The organism is Amycolatopsis acidiphila, assembly GCF_021391495.1.
GTDB classification, from domain to species: domain Bacteria; phylum Actinomycetota; class Actinomycetes; order Mycobacteriales; family Pseudonocardiaceae; genus Amycolatopsis_E; species Amycolatopsis_E acidiphila.
Genome location: NZ_CP090063.1, coordinates 1,378,308 through 1,393,501, shown reverse-complemented (window position 1 = coordinate 1,393,501; position 15,194 = coordinate 1,378,308). Strand labels below are relative to the sequence as shown.

Below are 15,194 nucleotides of genomic sequence, written 5' to 3'. Positions count from 1 at the left end.
TCAGGCCCTCCAACGTAGTGCGGCGGTGTGCACGGGTGCGTCCCACAGCTCGGTCAGCTCATCGTCCACTTTGAGCAGCGTGAGGCTCATCCCCTGCATCTCCAGGCTGGTGATGTAGGGGCCGACGAGGCGGCGCTCGACCGTGATACCACGCTCGGCCAGCAGCCGCTCGGCGATGCCGTGCGCCAGGTACAGCTCGAGGAGCGGGGTCGCGCCCATCGAGTTGGTGAACAGCAGCACCCGGTCGCCGTCGCCGAACGGCAGGTCCTCGACGACGGCGGCGACCATCCGCCCGACCAGCGCGTCGGCGGGTTCGAGCTTGATCCGCTCGCGGCCGGGCTCGCCGTGGATGCCGATGCCGAACTCGATCTCGTCGTCCGCGAGCTCGAAGCTCGGCTCGCCCACATGTGGCACGGTCGGCGCGGTCAGCGCGACGCCGATCGAGCGAATCTGGCCGATCACCTTGCGCGCCAAGGCTTCCACCGCGTCGAGCGAGTCACCGCGGGCGGCGGCCGCACCGGTGATCTTCTCCAGCAGCACTGTGCCCCCGACGCCGCGCCGGCCCGCGGTGAACGTCGAGTCGGCGACCGCGACGTCGTCGTCGATCACGACGCTGCGCACGTCGAGCCCGTCGGCGGCGGCCAGTTCGGCGGCGGTCTCGAAGTTCAGCACGTCGCCGGTGTAGTTCTTCACGACCAACAGAGCGCCCGCGTCACCCGTCGTGGCCGTGACCGCGGCCTGCACCGCGTCCGGGGTCGGCGACGTGAACACCGCGCCGGGCACGGCCGCGTCGAGCATGCCCGGCCCGACGAAACCGCCGTGCAGCGGCTCGTGGCCGGAGCCACCGCCCGAGATCACCGCGACCTTCCCGGCGACGGGCGCGTCGGCCCTGACCACCAGGTCCGGTTCGTACTGGACGCGCAGCAGGTCGGGGTGCGCGGCGGCGAGTCCTCGCAACGACTCGCTGACCACGTCGGCCGGATCGTTGATGATCTTCTTCATGCCCGCCTCCGTTGGCGTCGATCTGGTGTGCTCTGTCTACCTTCGATCGATCAGTGACGCTAGGCGCGCGGCAGCTTCGGTACCAACGCCTTGGCGACCGTCGCGGCCTTGCCGCAGGCGTCGTCCTCGCCCGCGTCGTCGTGGTAGTTGTCGTACTGGAACGACACGACCTCGCCCTCGCCGTCGGCGGTCGGCCGGTGCAGCCAGGACACTGTGCACTCGCGGCCCGCGCCGGTCTCCAGCTGCTCGTATCCGGTGACGCCGTTGCCCAGATCCACCGCCGGGCTCCCGCCGGGCGTGCTCCGGATGCCGTAGTCGAGGTACCCGGTCGCCGTGCCGCCCGACCAGGAACAGCCGTGCATGCCGTAGGGCGAGGTCTCCGAGCCACGGCCGAGCACGTCGGTGATGGTCGCTTCGTCGACGAGGGTGCAGAAGTCGAGCGCGATCAGCGACCCGGGCGGCTGCGGCAGGCGGGCGGGGTGGTCGTGCAGCCGTCGCACGACGTTCTGCAACGCGTTCTGCCCGGCGCCGCAGGGGTCGCCGCCGTCGTAGGTGACGTAGAGGCTGACACCGAACCCCGGGCTGCGGGAGGTCACTGCGGTGGCCGTGCACGACGCGCCGTCGGGGCCGTCGCCGATCAGCGGAAGGCCGCCGACTGTGCCGGAGGTGTTGCCGGAGTTGATGGTGATGTCGTCGAGCTGCAGGTGCAGGCGCAGGTCCTTGCCCCCGGCGTCGGTGAGGTCGGCCGAGCACTGCCCGAGCGACGAGGAGTCCGTCGAGTCCGCCTTGACGGTGCCCAGGTCCGCGAGCGTGGCGGTGTCGAGCAGCGCGCACGGGTCGACGGTGCGCAGGTTCGCGAAGGAGACGGCGTCGTCCGTGATCGGGCTGTCGGGTGCGGCGGACGCGGTGACCGTCGTGCGCGGGAAGTTCTGCCTGCTCAGATCCGGGCCGCAAGCGGTGGTCAGCAGTACGGCCAGTAGCAGGACCGGCATGAGACGAGGCCGGGCGGAACGGGCAGGTGAACGCACGCCTGCACGGTAACCGCACCGGCCTCGCCGAGTGCGCCGAACCTGGTTATTCGGCCGTGGTCCCGTCCGTCGGCTCGTTGGGCACGTCCGTCGGCTCCTCCGGCACGCGGATCGGCCGCAGCACCGCCCACAGCACGAACAGTGCCGTGAAGATGAGCAGGGCGATGCCCGCCCACAGGTTGATGTTCACCCCGGCGGCCTTCGTCATGTCGGCGTCGTCGGTGAACGCGGCGCCCATGATCGTCAGGACGATGCCGTACACACCCGTGAGCAGAGCGATGATCAGCCGGATGTCGAACGCACCGGCCTTGCGCGTGCGGGGAGTGGATTCCGTTGCCATGGCGGTCGTCCTCCTAGAAGGCGATGTTCAGGACGATGGTGATGACTGCCGCGATGCCGGCCAGCAGCACCGGCTTGCGGTACCACCCCGCGTCGTCGCCGGTGGTCTCGTGCTTCAGCGACTCGCGCGGCGTGAGCGAGTACACCAGGCCGACCAGCTCCGACTCCGGCTTGGGCTTGGTGGCGTAGGTGACCACGACGCTGACGACCACGTCGACCACGAAGGCCGCGATCGCGGCGACGAAGCTCGTGCCCTGGCCCGGCAGGTTCAGCGTGCCGTTCTTGCTGAGGACGAAGATGACCACCGCGGCCGCCGTGCCGAACACGAGGCCCGACCAGCCCGCCGACTTGGTCATCCGCTTCCAGAACATGCCGAGGATGAAGGTGGCGAACAGTGGCGCGTTGAAGAAGGAGAACAGCGTCTGCAGGTAGTCCATCAGGTTCGAGTAGGTCGAAGCGATGAACGCCGTGCCGATCGCCAGTACCGTCGCCACCATCGTGACCACGCGGCCCGTTTTCAGGTAGAACCCGTCGGGCCGGTCCTTCTTGATGTAGGTCTGGAAGATGTCGTAGGTGAACACGGTGTTGAACGAGCTGAGGTTCGCCGCCATGCCGGCCATGAACGACGCGAGCAGGCCCGCGATCGCGACGCCGAGGATGCCGTTCGGGAGCACGTCACGCATGAGCAGCAGCAGGGCGTCGTTGAAGGTCGCGCCGCTGGGCGCCGCCTTGCCGTCCAGCAGGGCCTGCTTGTTCTGGCCCATCAGCTCGGTCACGGTCACCGCGGCGACCATGCCCGGGATGATCACGATGAACGGGATGAACATCTTCGGGAACGCGCCGATGATCGGCGTGCGCCGGGCGGCGGACATGCTCTTCGACGCCATCGCGCGCTGGACCTCGACGAAGTTCGTGGTCCAGTAACCGAAGGACAGCACGAAGCCGAGGCCGAAGACGAGGCCGAGAACCGACAGGAAGTTGCTGCCGAAGCCGGTCAGCTGGTTGCCGGGCCAGGAGTGCAGCTGCGGGGTGCCGCCAGGGCTGTTGGTCACCTTGTCGACCAGGCCGCTCCAGCCGCCGACCTTGTACAGGCCGACGATGGTGAGCGGGATGAGCGCGGCGAGGATGACGAAGAACTGCAGCACCTCGTTGTAGATCGCGGCGGAGAGGCCGCCCAGCGCCGTGTAGGTGAGCACGATCGCGGCCGCGACGATGATCGAGACCCAGATCGGCCAGCCGAGCAGCAGGTTCACGACGCTGGCCAGCAGGTAGAGGTTCGCGCCTGCGATGAGGATCTGCGCGAGCGCGAAGCTGAGGCCGTTCACCCAGTGCGCGGTGGGGCCGAAGCGCCGGAGCATGAACTCGGGGACGCTGCGGACCTTCGAGCCGTAGTAGAAGGGCATCATCACGACGCCGAGGAACAGCATCGCCGGGATGGCGCCGATCCAGAAGTAGTGCGCGGTCGGCAGACCGTACTGCGCGCCGTTCGCCGACATGCCCATGACCTCGATCGCGCCGAGGTTCGCGGAGATGAAGGCGAGCCCGGTGACCCAGGCCGGGAGCGAGCGCCCGGAGAGGAAGAAGTCGAGGCTGGTCGAGACCTGCCTCCGGGCCAGGTAGCCGATGCCGAGCACCAGCACGAAGTAGAACGCGAGCAGCACGTAGTCGATCGCGCTCGCATCAAGTCGCAGGTTCGCTGCGGCTAGGACATGCACCGGTGCACCTCCACGAGTCAACACCATTCAACAAGAAACACCAGGATCAAGCTGACGAGCGCACATTACTACTTGGCCATCGGACATGTGAACTTCGCCGGGGTGCCTTGTCCATGTTGAGACCGAGGTTGGTGAGCAGCCAACCGCGTACGGCGCCCGGCGGCAACTCGGAAGGCGCGCCGGGCGCCTCGCGCGCCGCGCCTTTCGGGCAGTTGGGGACGCGTGGCGGCGGCCAGGGTGGCGGCGAGTTCAGCCCTCTCTAGCGGTGCTGACCAGCAGGCCGCAGTCCCACCGGCGAAACGGGTACGGCGCCCAGCGGCAACCGGAGATGCCTCGCGCGCCTCGCTTTCGCGCAGCTACCGCCACCCGGTGGCGCGGTAGGATCGAACCCTCCGACGAGGAGGTGCCCGTGGCGGAAACCGACTGCGGAAAGTTCACCGACGAGGAGCTGGCCTTCCTGCGCCATGTGCGGTTCGGCACGTTGCCGCCCCGCTCGAAACCGGCCGACCTGGTCGAGACCGTCGAGACCGAACAGCCCTGGCTGCCCACCCGCCCGCACTTCGACCCGGGCACGCAGGGGCCGCCACTGCGGACGTGACCGCCCGCTAGAACAGCCGGAACTCGTCCGAGTCCGTGCCGCGCAGCTTGTCGTAGTCCAGGGTCAGGCAGCGGATGCCGCGGTCCTCCGCGAGCGTGCGGGCCTGCGGCTTGATCAGCTGCGCCGCGAACACGCCCTGCACCGGCGCGAGCAGCGGGTCGCGGTTGAGCAGCTCCAGGTACCGCGTCAGCTGCTCCACCCCGTCGATCTCGCCACGGCGCTTGATCTCGATCGCCACCGCGGCGCCCGAGGCGTCGCGGCACAGGATGTCCACCGGGCCGATCGCGGTCGGGTACTCGCGCCGGACGAGGGAGTAGCCGTCGCCGAGGGTGGTGATGTGCTCGGCCAGCAGCTCCTGCAGGTGCGCCTCGACGCCGTCCTTCTGCAGGCCCGGCTCGGCGCCCAGCTCGTGCTTCACCTCGTCGATCCGCTCCTCGATGCTGATCACGAGCTTCTCGCCTGCCTTGTTCTGCACCGTCCAGATGTCGCCGTCCTCGATGAGCCAGCACGGCGGGCTCATCCAGTTCAACGGCTTGTAGGCCCGGTCGTCCGAGTGGATGGACACCGACCCGTCGGCCTTGATGAGCAGCAGGCGGGTGGCCATCGGCAGGTGGGCGGTCAACCGACCCGCGTAGTCGACCTGGCAGCGAGCGATCACGAGGCGCACCCGAGGAGGGTAGAAGACGCCTTCGGCACACTGTTCGGGTGGATCCCATTCGACAGGTGAGCTCGCGCGAGGTGTACCGCAACAACTGGATGACCGTGCGCGAGGACGGCATCCGCCGCCCGGACGGCTCGCCCGGCGTCTACGGCGTCATCGACAAGCCCCAGTACGCGCTGGTGATACCCCTCGACGGCGACCGGCTGCACCTCGTCGAGCAGTTCCGCTACCCGCTCGGCCTGCGTCGCTGGGAGTTCCCGCAGGGCACCGCCCCCGACCTCGCCGACGTCGAACCGCTGGAGCTGGCCGCGCGCGAGCTGCGCGAGGAGACCGGGTTGATCGCGGGCAAGCTGACCGACCTTGGGCTGCTCGACGTCGCCGCCGGCATGTCGAGTCAGCGCGGCCGGGTCTTCCTCGCCACCGACCTCACCGAGGGCCCGCACGAGCGCGAACACGAGGAGCAGGACATGCGCACGGCCTGGTTCGCCCGTGCCGACTTCGAACGCCTCGTGCGCGAAGGCGGGATCACCGATGCCCAGTCGATCGCGGCGTACACGCTCCTGCTGCTCGCGGAGCGCTAAACAGTCCCTAACCCCACTCCGGCTTGCGCTTCTCCAGGAACGCGGCCATCCCCTCGCGGGCGTCCGGGGTCTGCGACGCCGCCGCCATCACTTCGAGTGCGATCGCGTAGGCGTCCGCCTCCGGACGGTCGAGCTGGGCGTAGAGGGTCTGCTTGCCCAGCCCCTTGCTGGCCCGGCTCCCCCGCGTCGCCCGGCCCAGGAGTTCGGCGACGGCCTCGTCGAGCTGCTCGTCGGGGACGACCCGGTTCACCATGCCCCAGTCCAGCGCGGTCGCGGCGTCGATGACGTCGCCGGTCAGCGCCAGCTCCATCAGCCGCTTGCGCCCCACCGCCCTGGCCACGGGCACGGCCGGGGTGTGGCAGAACCAGCCGCCCTTGCCGCCGGGCAACGCGAACCCGGCGGACTCGGCGGCCACCGCGAGGTCGCACGACGCGACGAGCTGGCAGCCGGCGGCGGTCGCGAGCCCGTGCACCCGCGCGATGACGACCTGCGGGACTGACTCCATGGTCCGCATCAGCTCGGTGCACAGGCGCAGCAGCTCGCGGACGCCGGCGTGGTCGCGCGCCGCCACGTCGCCGAAGTCGTGCCCGGCCGAGAACACCGGCCCGGCACCGGCCAGCACGATCCCGGTCGCGTCCGTCTCGCCCGCCTCGCGGAACGCCGCCAGCAGCTCGGCGAGATGGTCCTCGGACAGCGAGTTGCGCCGCGCGGCGCGGTTCATCGTGATGGTGACGGTGTCGTTCTCGCGCTTGACCAGGATGTGCTCGTACTCGGTCATGCCCCGACGTTAACTCCCCGGCACCGTGTTGTGGAAGCCGAACACCCGCCGCTCGCGGGCCGTCACCCCGCCCATCACCTCCGCACGCCACGGCGTGCTCGTCGCGGTCCGGTACTCCACGGCGTCGAACAGCGCGACACTGTCGATCTCGTGGAAGGCCAGCAGGTCCGGGCCCGGGCCCGCCACGCGCCGGTAGCGGCGGATGCGGTGCCAGCCGGGGATCGCGAGCAGCAGCGGCAGGTGCTCCTCGCGGTACCAGGTGTCCAGGCCCGCCGGGTCCGGGGTCGACAAAGCGACCGAGAGGACCACGGGTGACTCGCGCACCGGTTCGCCCTGGTCGTCGATCAGCTCGTAGACGCGGCGGTCGAGGGTGTCGAGGCGTTCGACGACCGACTGCTCGCGCGGGCTGCGGTTGCGGATCGCCTGGTACTGCGGGCCGTGCAGCGCGTCGATGTCCAGTTCGTACCAGGCGAGCCAGCCCGGGCGCTCGCCGTCGAGCGCGCGGTAGCGGTAGCCGCTGCGGATCCCGGGCACGGACAGCCGCGCGGGCGCGTGCTCGTTGTCGTACCAGTCGTGGAACTCGTCTTCGGGCACCTCGCCCGGCTCGGCGAGAACGAAGAGCAGTCCTTCGGTCATCGGGTACCGTCTTTCCGGTGTCGAGAGAAGACCCCGACGTCATCGACTCGGTCGAGAAGGCCTTCCGGCTGTTGCAGAGTTTCTCCGCCGAGCGGCCGGCGATGACGGTGAGCGGCGCGGCCGCGGCGACGGGCCTCACCCGTGCCACGGCTCGCCGCATCCTGCTCACCCTCGAGCGCCTGGGCTTCGCCGAGACCGACGGCCGCGAGTTCCGGCTGACGCCGGCCGTGCTGCGGCTGGGCTACGGCTACCTCGCCGCGCTGCCGTTCTGGGAGCACGCGCAGTCCCACATGCGGGCGTTGTCCGACGAGCTGCGCGAAGCCAGCTCGATGGCCACTTTGGACGGTGCCGAGATCGTCTACGTCGCCCGGGTCCCCGCGTCCCGCTCGATGAGCATCACCCTCAACGTCGGCTCCCGGCTGCCGGCCTACCCGACGTCCATGGGCCGCGTCCTGCTCGCCGCGCTGCCGGAACCGGCACTGACGTCCTATTTGGACAAGATCGAGCTGCGGAAGCTGACCGCGCACACGATCACCGACCCGGCGCGGCTGCGCGCCGAGCTGCGCCGGGTGCGCGAGCAGGGGTACGCGGTGGTGGACGGCGAGCGCGAGGAGGGCGTGCGGTCGGCCGCGGCGCCCGTCCGCGGCGCGGGCGGCCAGGTTCTCGCCGCGCTGAACGTCTCGGCCAACGCCGCCCGCGTCACGCTCGACGAGCTGCGCCGCCGCTTCGTGCCCCGGCTGCTGGAGACCGCCGAGGCGATCACCAAGGACATCGCGGGCCTGCACTAGAAGTCGAAGCACCGGGCGGGGTTTTCGACCAGCAGCCGCCGCAGTGCGGCCTCGTCCGGCGCGATCTCGGCGAGCAGGTCCACCAGGTCGCCGTCGTCGGGCATGAAGCCGTGTGTGTTCGGATGCGGGAAGTCCGTGCCCCACACCACCCGCTCGGGAGCCTCGGTGGCCAGCAGCCGCCCGAGCGCCGCGGCGTCCCGCAGGTCCGGCGGGTGCACCGCGATCCGGTCGGCGCCGCTGAGCTTCACCCACACCGACCCGCTTTCCAGCAGCCGCAACAGAGCCGTGACGGGCTTGCTGTTCAGCCCCGCCCGCAGGTCGACGCGTGCCATGTGGTCGATCACCACGGTGAGCGGCAGCGCGCGCACCATGTCCTCGTGCTCGGCGATGCCGTCACCGGCGACGTGCAGCGCGAGATGCCAGCCGTACGGCCGGATCTTGTCGACGATCGCCCGGATCGTCTCGGGCGACGGCGCCGGCCCGAGGTGCGGGGTGAAGTGCAACCGCGCCCCGCGGACACCGGCTTCGTGCAGACGCGCGATCTCGGCGTCCGGCGTCGCGGGCTTGACGAGCGCGACTCCGCGGTAGCGGCCCGCACCGCGCTCCAGCGCGTCGAGCAAGGACGAGTGATCACTGCCGTGCGCAGCCGACTGCACGATCACCGAACGCTGGAAGCCCAGGAACTCGTGCAGCCACTGAAGATCCTCGAGCGGCGCCTCGGGCGGGGTGAACGTCCGGTCCGGGGCGTACGGGAACTTCGCGGTCGGGCCGAAGATGTGGCAGTGCGCGTCGCAACTGCCCGCGGGCAGGGCGAGCGCGGGCTTCTTCGGGTCCGGGTCGGGCCCGGGACAGGTCGGTTCGGTCATCAGTCACACCTCGCGGTCATCCCGCCGTCCACGACGATCTCGGTGCCCGTGACGAACCGGGCTTCGTCCGAGGCCAGGAACAGCGCGGCGTACGCGGTGTCCCGGCCGTCCCCCATGAACCCCAGCGGGATCCGGGCCTGCCGCTGGGCCAGCAGCGCGTCCACGTCCCCGCCGGCCCGCTGCCCGGCCAGCCGCACCTCGACCATCGGCGTGTGCAGCTGGCCCGGCACCACCGTGTTCGCGCGGATGCCGTCGGGCGCGTGCTGCACCGCGAGCACTTTGGACAGCTGGATCACACCCGCCTTGGACGAGGCGTAGCCGACCTGCGGCGAACCGGTGTAGCGGGTACCGGAGGTGGACGCGGTGTTCACGATCGCGCCGCCGCCCTGGGCCTTCATGACCGGGACGACGTGCTTGCAGGTCAGGAACACACTGGTGAGGTTGTAGTCCAGCTGGGCACGCCAGTCCTGCTCGCCCAGCTCGACGGGACCGCCGGGGCGCGAGCCGCCGACGTTGTTGACCAGGACGTCCACCCGGCCGAACTCGGCCACGCACGCCTCGACCATCGCGGCCACCGCCGCGCTGTCGGTGACGTCGCAGGTGTGGGTGCGCACGGTGCCGCCCTCGTCCTCGATCATCCGCACCGTCTCGGTCAGCGCGTCCGGCTTGAGGTCCACGGCGAACACCTTCGCACCCTCGCGGGCGAACAGCACCGCCGCCGCACGCCCGTTGCCCCAGCCTGGCCCGACACTGCCGGCGCCGGTGATGACGGCGACCTTGCCCTCCAGCCTCATTACTTGCCGACCTCCAGTGCCACCAGGAACCGCGAAACCATGTTGTACGCGCCGACGGTCACCGTCAGCTCGACGACCTGCTGATCGTCGAAGTGCTCGCCGAGCGCCTGGAACAGAGTCTGCTCCACCACGACCTGGCTGGTCATCGCGTCGGTGTAGGCGAGCGTCGCGCGCTGACGCGCGTCGAGCGGATCGACGTCGGCACCGACGCGCAGCGCCGCGATCTGCTCGGCCGTCATGCCCGCCTCCTTCGCGACGGGCTCGTGCGCCGACCACTCGTAGTCGGCGCCGTTGAGCGCCGCCACGCGCAGGATCGCCAGCTCACGGATGTCGCCGGGCAGCGTCGAGTTCCCCCGGATGGCGCCGAGCAGGCTGTTCCAGCCGTCGGCGAACGGCGGGCTGTGCAGCAGCATGCCGTCCAGCGGGGTCAGCCGGCCACCCCGGCGGGCCCGGATCCGGTCGGCGACCTCGCCGCTCCCGGCCACGTAGTCGAGCCTTGCCATGTTTCTCCTCCTAAGCCGCGGGCACGGTTTCCGTGGTGTCCGCAGGGGTTTCGCCGGACAGCACCTGCCGTGCCCGGTCGAGGTCGAACACGCCCTCCCAGCGGCTGACGACGATGCTGCCCACCATCTGGCCGCACAGGCTGACCAGGCCGCGCATGGTGGACAGGAACCGGTCGACACCGAGCACGAGCATGATCCCGGCGACCGGCACCGCACCGGTCGTGGACAACGTCGCCGCCAGGATGACGAACCCGGCACCGGCGACGCCGGCACTGCCCTTCGAGGTGACCATGAAGACCGCGAGCAGCCCGATCTGCTGCCACAGCGAGAGGTTCACGTCGAAGGCCTGTGCGATGTAGAGGGAGGCGAAGCCGAGGTAGAGGCACACGCCGTCGCCGTTGAACGCGTACCCCGACGGCACGACGAGCCCGACGATCCGCTTGGGCGCGCCGAGGTGCTCGAGCTTGCGCATCAGCTGCGGCATCACGGCCTCGTAGTTCGCGGTGCCCAGGGTGATCAGCAGCTCGTCCTTGAAGTACCGGTACAGCTTCAGGATCCGGATCCCGCACAGCCGGGCGACCACCCCGAAGACCACGACGCAGAACACGATGCCGGTGGCCCAGAACAGCAGCACGACCCCGCCGAGGCTGGCCAGGGTGGACGCGCCGAACTTGCCGGTGGTGTAGGCCATCGCCCCGAACGCGCCGATCGGCGCGAGGTACATGATGATCTTCACGATGCCGAACAACGCGTCGCTCACCCGCTCGATCCCGCGCACCAGCGGCGCGCCGCGCTCGCCGAGCGCCTTGACCGCGATGGCGAACAGGACCGCCACCAGCAGCACCTGCAGCACGTTGCCCTCGGTGAACGCGCTGACCACGGTCTTCGGGATGATGTCGACGATGAAGTCGTACCAGTGCTGCGACTCGCCCGACTGCACGTACTGTTGCGCGCTGCCGGAGAGCTTCAGCGAGCCAGGGTCGGCGTGGATGCCCCCGCCGGGACGGAACAGGTCCATCACGATCAGCCCGAGGATCAACGCGATCGTGGTGAGGACCTCGAAGTAGACCAGGGCCTTGATCCCGACGCGGCCCACGCTGGTGAGCTCGCCGGCCGAGGCGATGCCCGTGACGATGGTGCAGAACACGACCGGCGCGATGAGCATCTGGATGAGCGAGATGAACCCCGTGCCGACGGGCTGCAGGGCAGCCCCGGCCGCGGGGGCGACGAACCCCAGCACCGCTCCCAGGACGATCGCCACCAGGACGGTGACGTAGAGCTTGGTGGTGAAGGCGCTCCGCAGGACTGATCCGGCCGACATCATCGTCTCCGCTTGTTCGACTGACGTACATTTGCACGACTGACGAACATTATGATGCGCCGTTCGGGTGGTTCAGGTCAAGAGAGGGGGCCGCCGGGTTCCCAGTTTGGTACCGGCGACGTGAAACTGACTCGACTTTGGGCATCCACAACGGACGGCCCGCGGCGGCAAGGAGGGGGCCGGGCTCGGGGAGCCCGGTTCGGTCGGCCCGCGGGCGGATCAGGTTTCGCGCCGCCGCCGTTTCGGCTGGTGGAGGGAAGGGGAGTTCCCGATGACCCAACTCATCGTGGTCGGGCTGCTCGTGCTCGCGTGCTACGCGATCCAGTGCCTGATCTGGCCGTTCGCGTCCTGCCGGGGCTGCGGCGGGTCCGGCAAGCACCGGTCGCCTTCCGGACGGACGTTCCGCAACTGCTCGCGATGCAGCGGCTCCGGACGCCACCTGCGGCTGGGCCGCCGGCTGTTCGGCGGGCACTGAGCGCGTCAGCGCCGGTCGAGCACCGCGTGCAGGAACTCCCTGGTCCGCTCGTGATCCGGGTCGGTGAACAGCTTTTCCGGCGGCGCCTGCTCGATGACCTGTCCCTGGTCGAACATCATCACCCGGTCCGACACGTCGCGCGCGAACTGCATCTCGTGCGTGACGCACAGGATCGTGATGTCCGTGGTGGACGCGATCTGCTTGAGCACCTTCAGCACCCCGGCCACCAGCTCGGGGTCGAGCGCGGAGGTCACCTCGTCGAGCAGCAGGACGTCCGGGCGCATCGCCAGCGCCCTGGCGATCGCGACACGCTGCTGCTGACCACCGGAAAGCTGGCTCGGGCGCGCGTTCGTCTTGTCGGTGAGGCCCACCAGCTCCAGCAGGTCCACCCCGCGCGCCTCGGCCTCCCCCTTGGACAGTCCGAGGGCGCGAAGCGGCGCCTCGGTGACGTTCTGCAGCACCGTCATGTTCGGGAACAGGTTGAACTGCTGGAACACCATGCCGATCCGCTTGCGCATCCGGCGCTGGTGCTTCTCGCCCGCCGGGACGAGCCGCTCGCCCTTCGGCACGTGGGTCAGGCACTCGTCGCCGACGTAGATCCGGCCTTCGTCGACGCGCTCCAGCGTCATCAGCAGCCGCAGGATGGTCGTCTTCCCCGAACCGCTCGGGCCGATCAACGTCACGAACTCACCCGGCGCGACGGTGAAGTCCAGCTCCCGCAACACGACGTGGTCGCCGAAGCGTTTCCCCACGCCTTCGAACCGGATCATCTCAGAGCTGTCCGACACGGCGTTCCAACTTTCTCACCAGGATCGACGACGGGAAGCTGATCAGCAGGAACAGCACACCGGCCAGCGTGTACGGCTCGATCACGCGGAACGTCTCCGCGCCCTGTTCCTTCGCCCGGTTGAGCACGTCGAGCACGCCGATCGCGAGCAGGAGCGGGGTCTCCTTGAACATCGAGATCATGTAGTTGCCCAGCGCGGGCATCACCCGCGGCACGGCCTGCGGCAGGATGATGCCCGTCCACACCCGCGTCCGCGGCAGGCTCAGCGCCGTCGCCGCCTCCCACTGTCCTCTCGGTACGGCGTCGATCCCGGCCCGGTAAACCTCGGAGGTGTAGGTGGCGTAATGGATCCCGAGCGCGATGACCCCGGTCAGGAACGCCGAGGGCCGGATGTCCAGCGCGGGCCAGAGCAGGTAGAAGATCACGAACACCTGGATCAGCAGCGGGGTGCTGCGCACCAGCTCGACGAAGAGGAACACGACCTGGCTGACAACGGGAATCCTGCCCCGCCGCAATAGCGCCAGCACCAGCCCCAGCACGTAGGCCACCGCCGAGCCGAGCAGCGTCAGCTCCACGGTGACGAGCAAACCCTTGAGCAGCAAGGGAATCGACTCGAAGGCGTTGTCCCAGTCCCACTCCATCAGGACACCCCCGCCGCCCGCGCGAACAACCGGCTTCGCGCGATCGACGTCCGGCCCAGCCGCTTGGCGCCCTGCCGTTCCAGTAGCCGCATCACCACGGTGATCACCACTGCGAGCACGAGGTAGCAGAGCAGCTCGACACCGTAGATCAGCACGAGATCGCTGCCGTAGACCGGCCGCAGCAGCTCGCCCTTCTCGGCGATCTCACCGGCGGAGATGAAGTACAGCAACGCCGTGCTCTTCAGCAGCTGGATGAACAGGTTGTTGAACGGGGGGTACATCTCCACCACCGCCTGCGGCAGGAGCACCCGGAACATCCGCTGCGCGGGCGAAAGTGACAACGCGATCGCGCCTTCGCGTTGCGCCTTCGGCACCGACTGCACGGCGCCGCGAACGACTTCCGCGCCGTACGCGCCGTGGTTGAGCCCGAGCACCAGGATGCCCGCGAACAACGGGATCAGCTTCAGCCCGACCAGTGCGGGGAGCACGAAGTACAGCCAGAACAGCTGCACCACTTCGGACGTGCCACGAAAGCCCTCGACGTACACCCGGCTGACGAACCGCACCCACCGCGCGGGCGAAAGCATCGCCAGCCCCGCGATGAACGACAGCACGATCGTCAGCAGGATCCCGCCGAGCGTGGCCGTGATCGTCGCGCCCAGTCCACTGAGGATGGACGAGATGATGTGGGAGGTCGCGTCGGACACCGGATCAGGCGGCACACAGCTTGCCGGTGGTCAGGTCCGCCTTCGGCAGGTTGCTCTGGTCGAACCCGAACGGCGTCGCGATCTGGAGCCACTGCCCGTTGCCGTGCAGCGTCTTCAGCTGCTCGTTGAACGCGTCCCGCAGCGAGGTGTCGCCCTGCCGGAACACGAAACCGCCCGCGGAGACGACCGGCTTGCCGTCCTGGGTCGGCGTGAAGCCCGGGGTGACCTCGACGTTCGCGTTCGGGTTCTGCTTGACCAGGTACTTCAGCGAGATGTCGGTCAGCGCGGCGCAGTACACCCGGCCGGTGGTCACCGCGAGCAGCATGTTGTTCTGGTTGTCGAGGGTTTCGATGTCGCCTTCGGGGACACCGGCCCCGGTCGCGTAGTCCTTCTCGACCGCCGCGGAGAGCACGGCGAGCTTGACCTTCTTCGCCGCGACGTCCTGCAGGCTCTTGATGCCCTGCGGATTTCCCTTGGGTACCAGCAGACCCGTGAGCGCGGAGTAGTCCGGATCGGAGAACAACGCGGCCTTGCAGCGCGTCGGCGTGATGTTCATGCCGGCCGCGACGACGTCGAACTGCTTGGCGTTCAGCGCCGGGATCAGCTGGTCGAAGGGCACGACGCTGGCCTGCACGTTGTCGATGCCCATCCCCTTGAAGGCGACCTTCGCGATCTCCGGCGCCTCTCCGGTGGTGTTGCCCGAGGAATCCGCGAATCCGTACGGTGCCTCGTTCGCGATGCCGATCTTGATCGTCTTGGCGTTCTTCGCCGCCGTCAGCGTGTCACCGCTGCCCGTGCTCTGGCACGCCGCCAGCAGGACCGGGCCGCCGATCGCCGCCACCCCCACCACGGCGGACCGCCTGAAGAAGTCTCGTCTCGTCCACGTACCCTGCGTCATCGCAGCACCCCGTTCCGGTTCGAGTTGCTACTGAACGTAGGTGCCTGCCCCGTTCGGGTCAAAGCGCGTTATCGGA

General features: G+C 69.3%; 19 protein-coding genes. 4 read left to right on the top strand and 15 right to left on the bottom strand.

The annotated features are described in order from the left end of the window. From dhaK to LWP59_RS06750, 4 genes are all read right to left on the bottom strand, one after another. Positions 1–1,002, bottom strand: a complete 1,002-nt coding sequence (dhaK, locus tag LWP59_RS06765) for a dihydroxyacetone kinase subunit DhaK (RefSeq protein ID WP_144640161.1) — start codon at positions 1,000–1,002, stop codon at positions 1–3. 59 nt (positions 1,003–1,061) lie between these two features. Next, on the bottom strand, positions 1,062–1,994 hold the full coding sequence (locus tag LWP59_RS06760) for a DUF3558 domain-containing protein (protein WP_144640164.1): 933 nt from the start codon (positions 1,992–1,994) through the stop codon (positions 1,062–1,064). An 82-nt stretch (positions 1,995–2,076) separates the two neighbouring features. After that, positions 2,077–2,370, bottom strand: a complete 294-nt coding sequence (locus LWP59_RS06755; protein ID WP_144640167.1) for a hypothetical protein — start codon at positions 2,368–2,370, stop codon at positions 2,077–2,079. Positions 2,371–2,383: 13 nt separating this feature from the next. Continuing rightward, a complete protein-coding gene (locus tag LWP59_RS06750) occupies positions 2,384–4,084 on the bottom strand; it encodes a sodium:solute symporter family protein (protein WP_144640170.1) in 1,701 nt (566 codons plus the stop codon). Positions 4,085–4,493: 409 nt separating this feature from the next. Between LWP59_RS06750 and LWP59_RS06745 the strand changes: the two genes are divergently transcribed. Continuing rightward, positions 4,494–4,682, top strand: coding sequence for a hypothetical protein (locus tag LWP59_RS06745; RefSeq protein ID WP_186383301.1), 189 nt, complete (start codon positions 4,494–4,496; stop codon positions 4,680–4,682). 7 nt (positions 4,683–4,689) lie between these two features. Here the strand turns inward: LWP59_RS06745 and nucS are convergent, their stop codons facing one another. Then, positions 4,690–5,349, bottom strand: a complete 660-nt coding sequence (gene nucS, locus LWP59_RS06740; protein WP_186383302.1) for an endonuclease NucS — start codon at positions 5,347–5,349, stop codon at positions 4,690–4,692. A gap of 38 nt (positions 5,350–5,387) precedes the next feature. Here nucS and LWP59_RS06735 point away from each other — a divergent pair, with 38 nt between their 5' ends. Then, positions 5,388–5,924, top strand: coding sequence for an NUDIX domain-containing protein (locus LWP59_RS06735; RefSeq protein WP_144640173.1), 537 nt, complete (start codon positions 5,388–5,390; stop codon positions 5,922–5,924). Positions 5,925–5,931: 7 nt separating this feature from the next. Here the strand turns inward: LWP59_RS06735 and LWP59_RS06730 are convergent, their stop codons facing one another. Further along, a complete protein-coding gene (locus LWP59_RS06730) occupies positions 5,932–6,702 on the bottom strand; it encodes an enoyl-CoA hydratase-related protein (protein ID WP_144640175.1) in 771 nt (256 codons plus the stop codon). A 9-nt stretch (positions 6,703–6,711) separates the two neighbouring features. Beyond that, positions 6,712–7,338 carry an EthD domain-containing protein gene (locus LWP59_RS06725; protein ID WP_144640178.1) on the bottom strand — a complete coding sequence of 209 codons (627 nt, stop codon included), beginning with the start codon at positions 7,336–7,338 and terminating at the stop codon, positions 6,712–6,714. 17 nt (positions 7,339–7,355) lie between these two features. On the opposite strand from LWP59_RS06725, the gene LWP59_RS06720 reads away from it, so the two are divergent. After that, a complete protein-coding gene (locus LWP59_RS06720) occupies positions 7,356–8,126 on the top strand; it encodes an IclR family transcriptional regulator domain-containing protein (protein WP_144640181.1) in 771 nt (256 codons plus the stop codon). Here the strand turns inward: LWP59_RS06720 and LWP59_RS06715 are convergent. The 4 genes from LWP59_RS06715 to dctA are packed head-to-tail and all read right to left on the bottom strand — an operon-like array spanning position 8,123 to position 11,610. Beyond that, complete coding sequence (locus LWP59_RS06715; RefSeq protein WP_144640183.1) at positions 8,123–8,992, bottom strand: amidohydrolase family protein; 870 nt, start codon at positions 8,990–8,992, stop codon at positions 8,123–8,125. The two genes, LWP59_RS06720 and LWP59_RS06715, sit on opposite strands and share 4 nt — an antisense overlap. Then, positions 8,992–9,786, bottom strand: coding sequence for an SDR family NAD(P)-dependent oxidoreductase (locus LWP59_RS06710; RefSeq protein ID WP_144640187.1), 795 nt, complete (start codon positions 9,784–9,786; stop codon positions 8,992–8,994). Before LWP59_RS06710 ends, LWP59_RS06715 begins: the two co-directional genes overlap by 1 nt. Beyond that, positions 9,786–10,289 (bottom strand): carboxymuconolactone decarboxylase family protein, encoded by a 504-nt coding sequence (locus tag LWP59_RS06705; protein WP_144640190.1) that lies wholly within the window; start codon positions 10,287–10,289, stop codon positions 9,786–9,788. The genes LWP59_RS06710 and LWP59_RS06705 overlap by 1 nt, the downstream gene beginning before the upstream one ends. A 10-nt stretch (positions 10,290–10,299) precedes the next feature. After that, the gene (gene dctA / locus LWP59_RS06700) at positions 10,300–11,610 is read right to left on the bottom strand and encodes a C4-dicarboxylate transporter DctA (protein WP_144640192.1); all 1,311 of its coding nucleotides are present in this window, start codon (positions 11,608–11,610) and stop codon (positions 10,300–10,302) included. A 271-nt stretch (positions 11,611–11,881) separates the two neighbouring features. Here dctA and LWP59_RS06695 point away from each other — a divergent pair, with 271 nt between their 5' ends. Further along, entirely contained in the window at positions 11,882–12,085 is a 204-nt protein-coding gene (locus LWP59_RS06695; RefSeq protein WP_144640195.1) for a hypothetical protein, read from the top strand. 5 nt (positions 12,086–12,090) lie between these two features. Here LWP59_RS06695 and ehuA read toward each other — a convergent pair whose 3' ends face one another. From ehuA to ehuB, 4 genes are read right to left on the bottom strand one after another with little or no spacing between them, the layout of a single operon-like run. Then, on the bottom strand, positions 12,091–12,855 hold the full coding sequence (gene ehuA / locus LWP59_RS06690) for an ectoine/hydroxyectoine ABC transporter ATP-binding protein EhuA (protein ID WP_144640197.1): 765 nt from the start codon (positions 12,853–12,855) through the stop codon (positions 12,091–12,093). Between the two features lies 1 nt (position 12,856). Next, positions 12,857–13,513, bottom strand: a complete 657-nt coding sequence (ehuD, locus tag LWP59_RS06685; RefSeq protein ID WP_144640200.1) for an ectoine/hydroxyectoine ABC transporter permease subunit EhuD — start codon at positions 13,511–13,513, stop codon at positions 12,857–12,859. Next, the gene (gene ehuC / locus LWP59_RS06680) at positions 13,513–14,220 is read right to left on the bottom strand and encodes an ectoine/hydroxyectoine ABC transporter permease subunit EhuC (RefSeq protein ID WP_144640203.1); all 708 of its coding nucleotides are present in this window, start codon (positions 14,218–14,220) and stop codon (positions 13,513–13,515) included. The genes ehuD and ehuC overlap by 1 nt, the downstream gene beginning before the upstream one ends. A gap of 4 nt (positions 14,221–14,224) precedes the next feature. Further along, complete coding sequence (gene ehuB / locus LWP59_RS06675) at positions 14,225–15,118, bottom strand: ectoine/hydroxyectoine ABC transporter substrate-binding protein EhuB (RefSeq protein WP_144640206.1); 894 nt, start codon at positions 15,116–15,118, stop codon at positions 14,225–14,227. Positions 15,119–15,194: the final 76 nt, after the last annotated feature.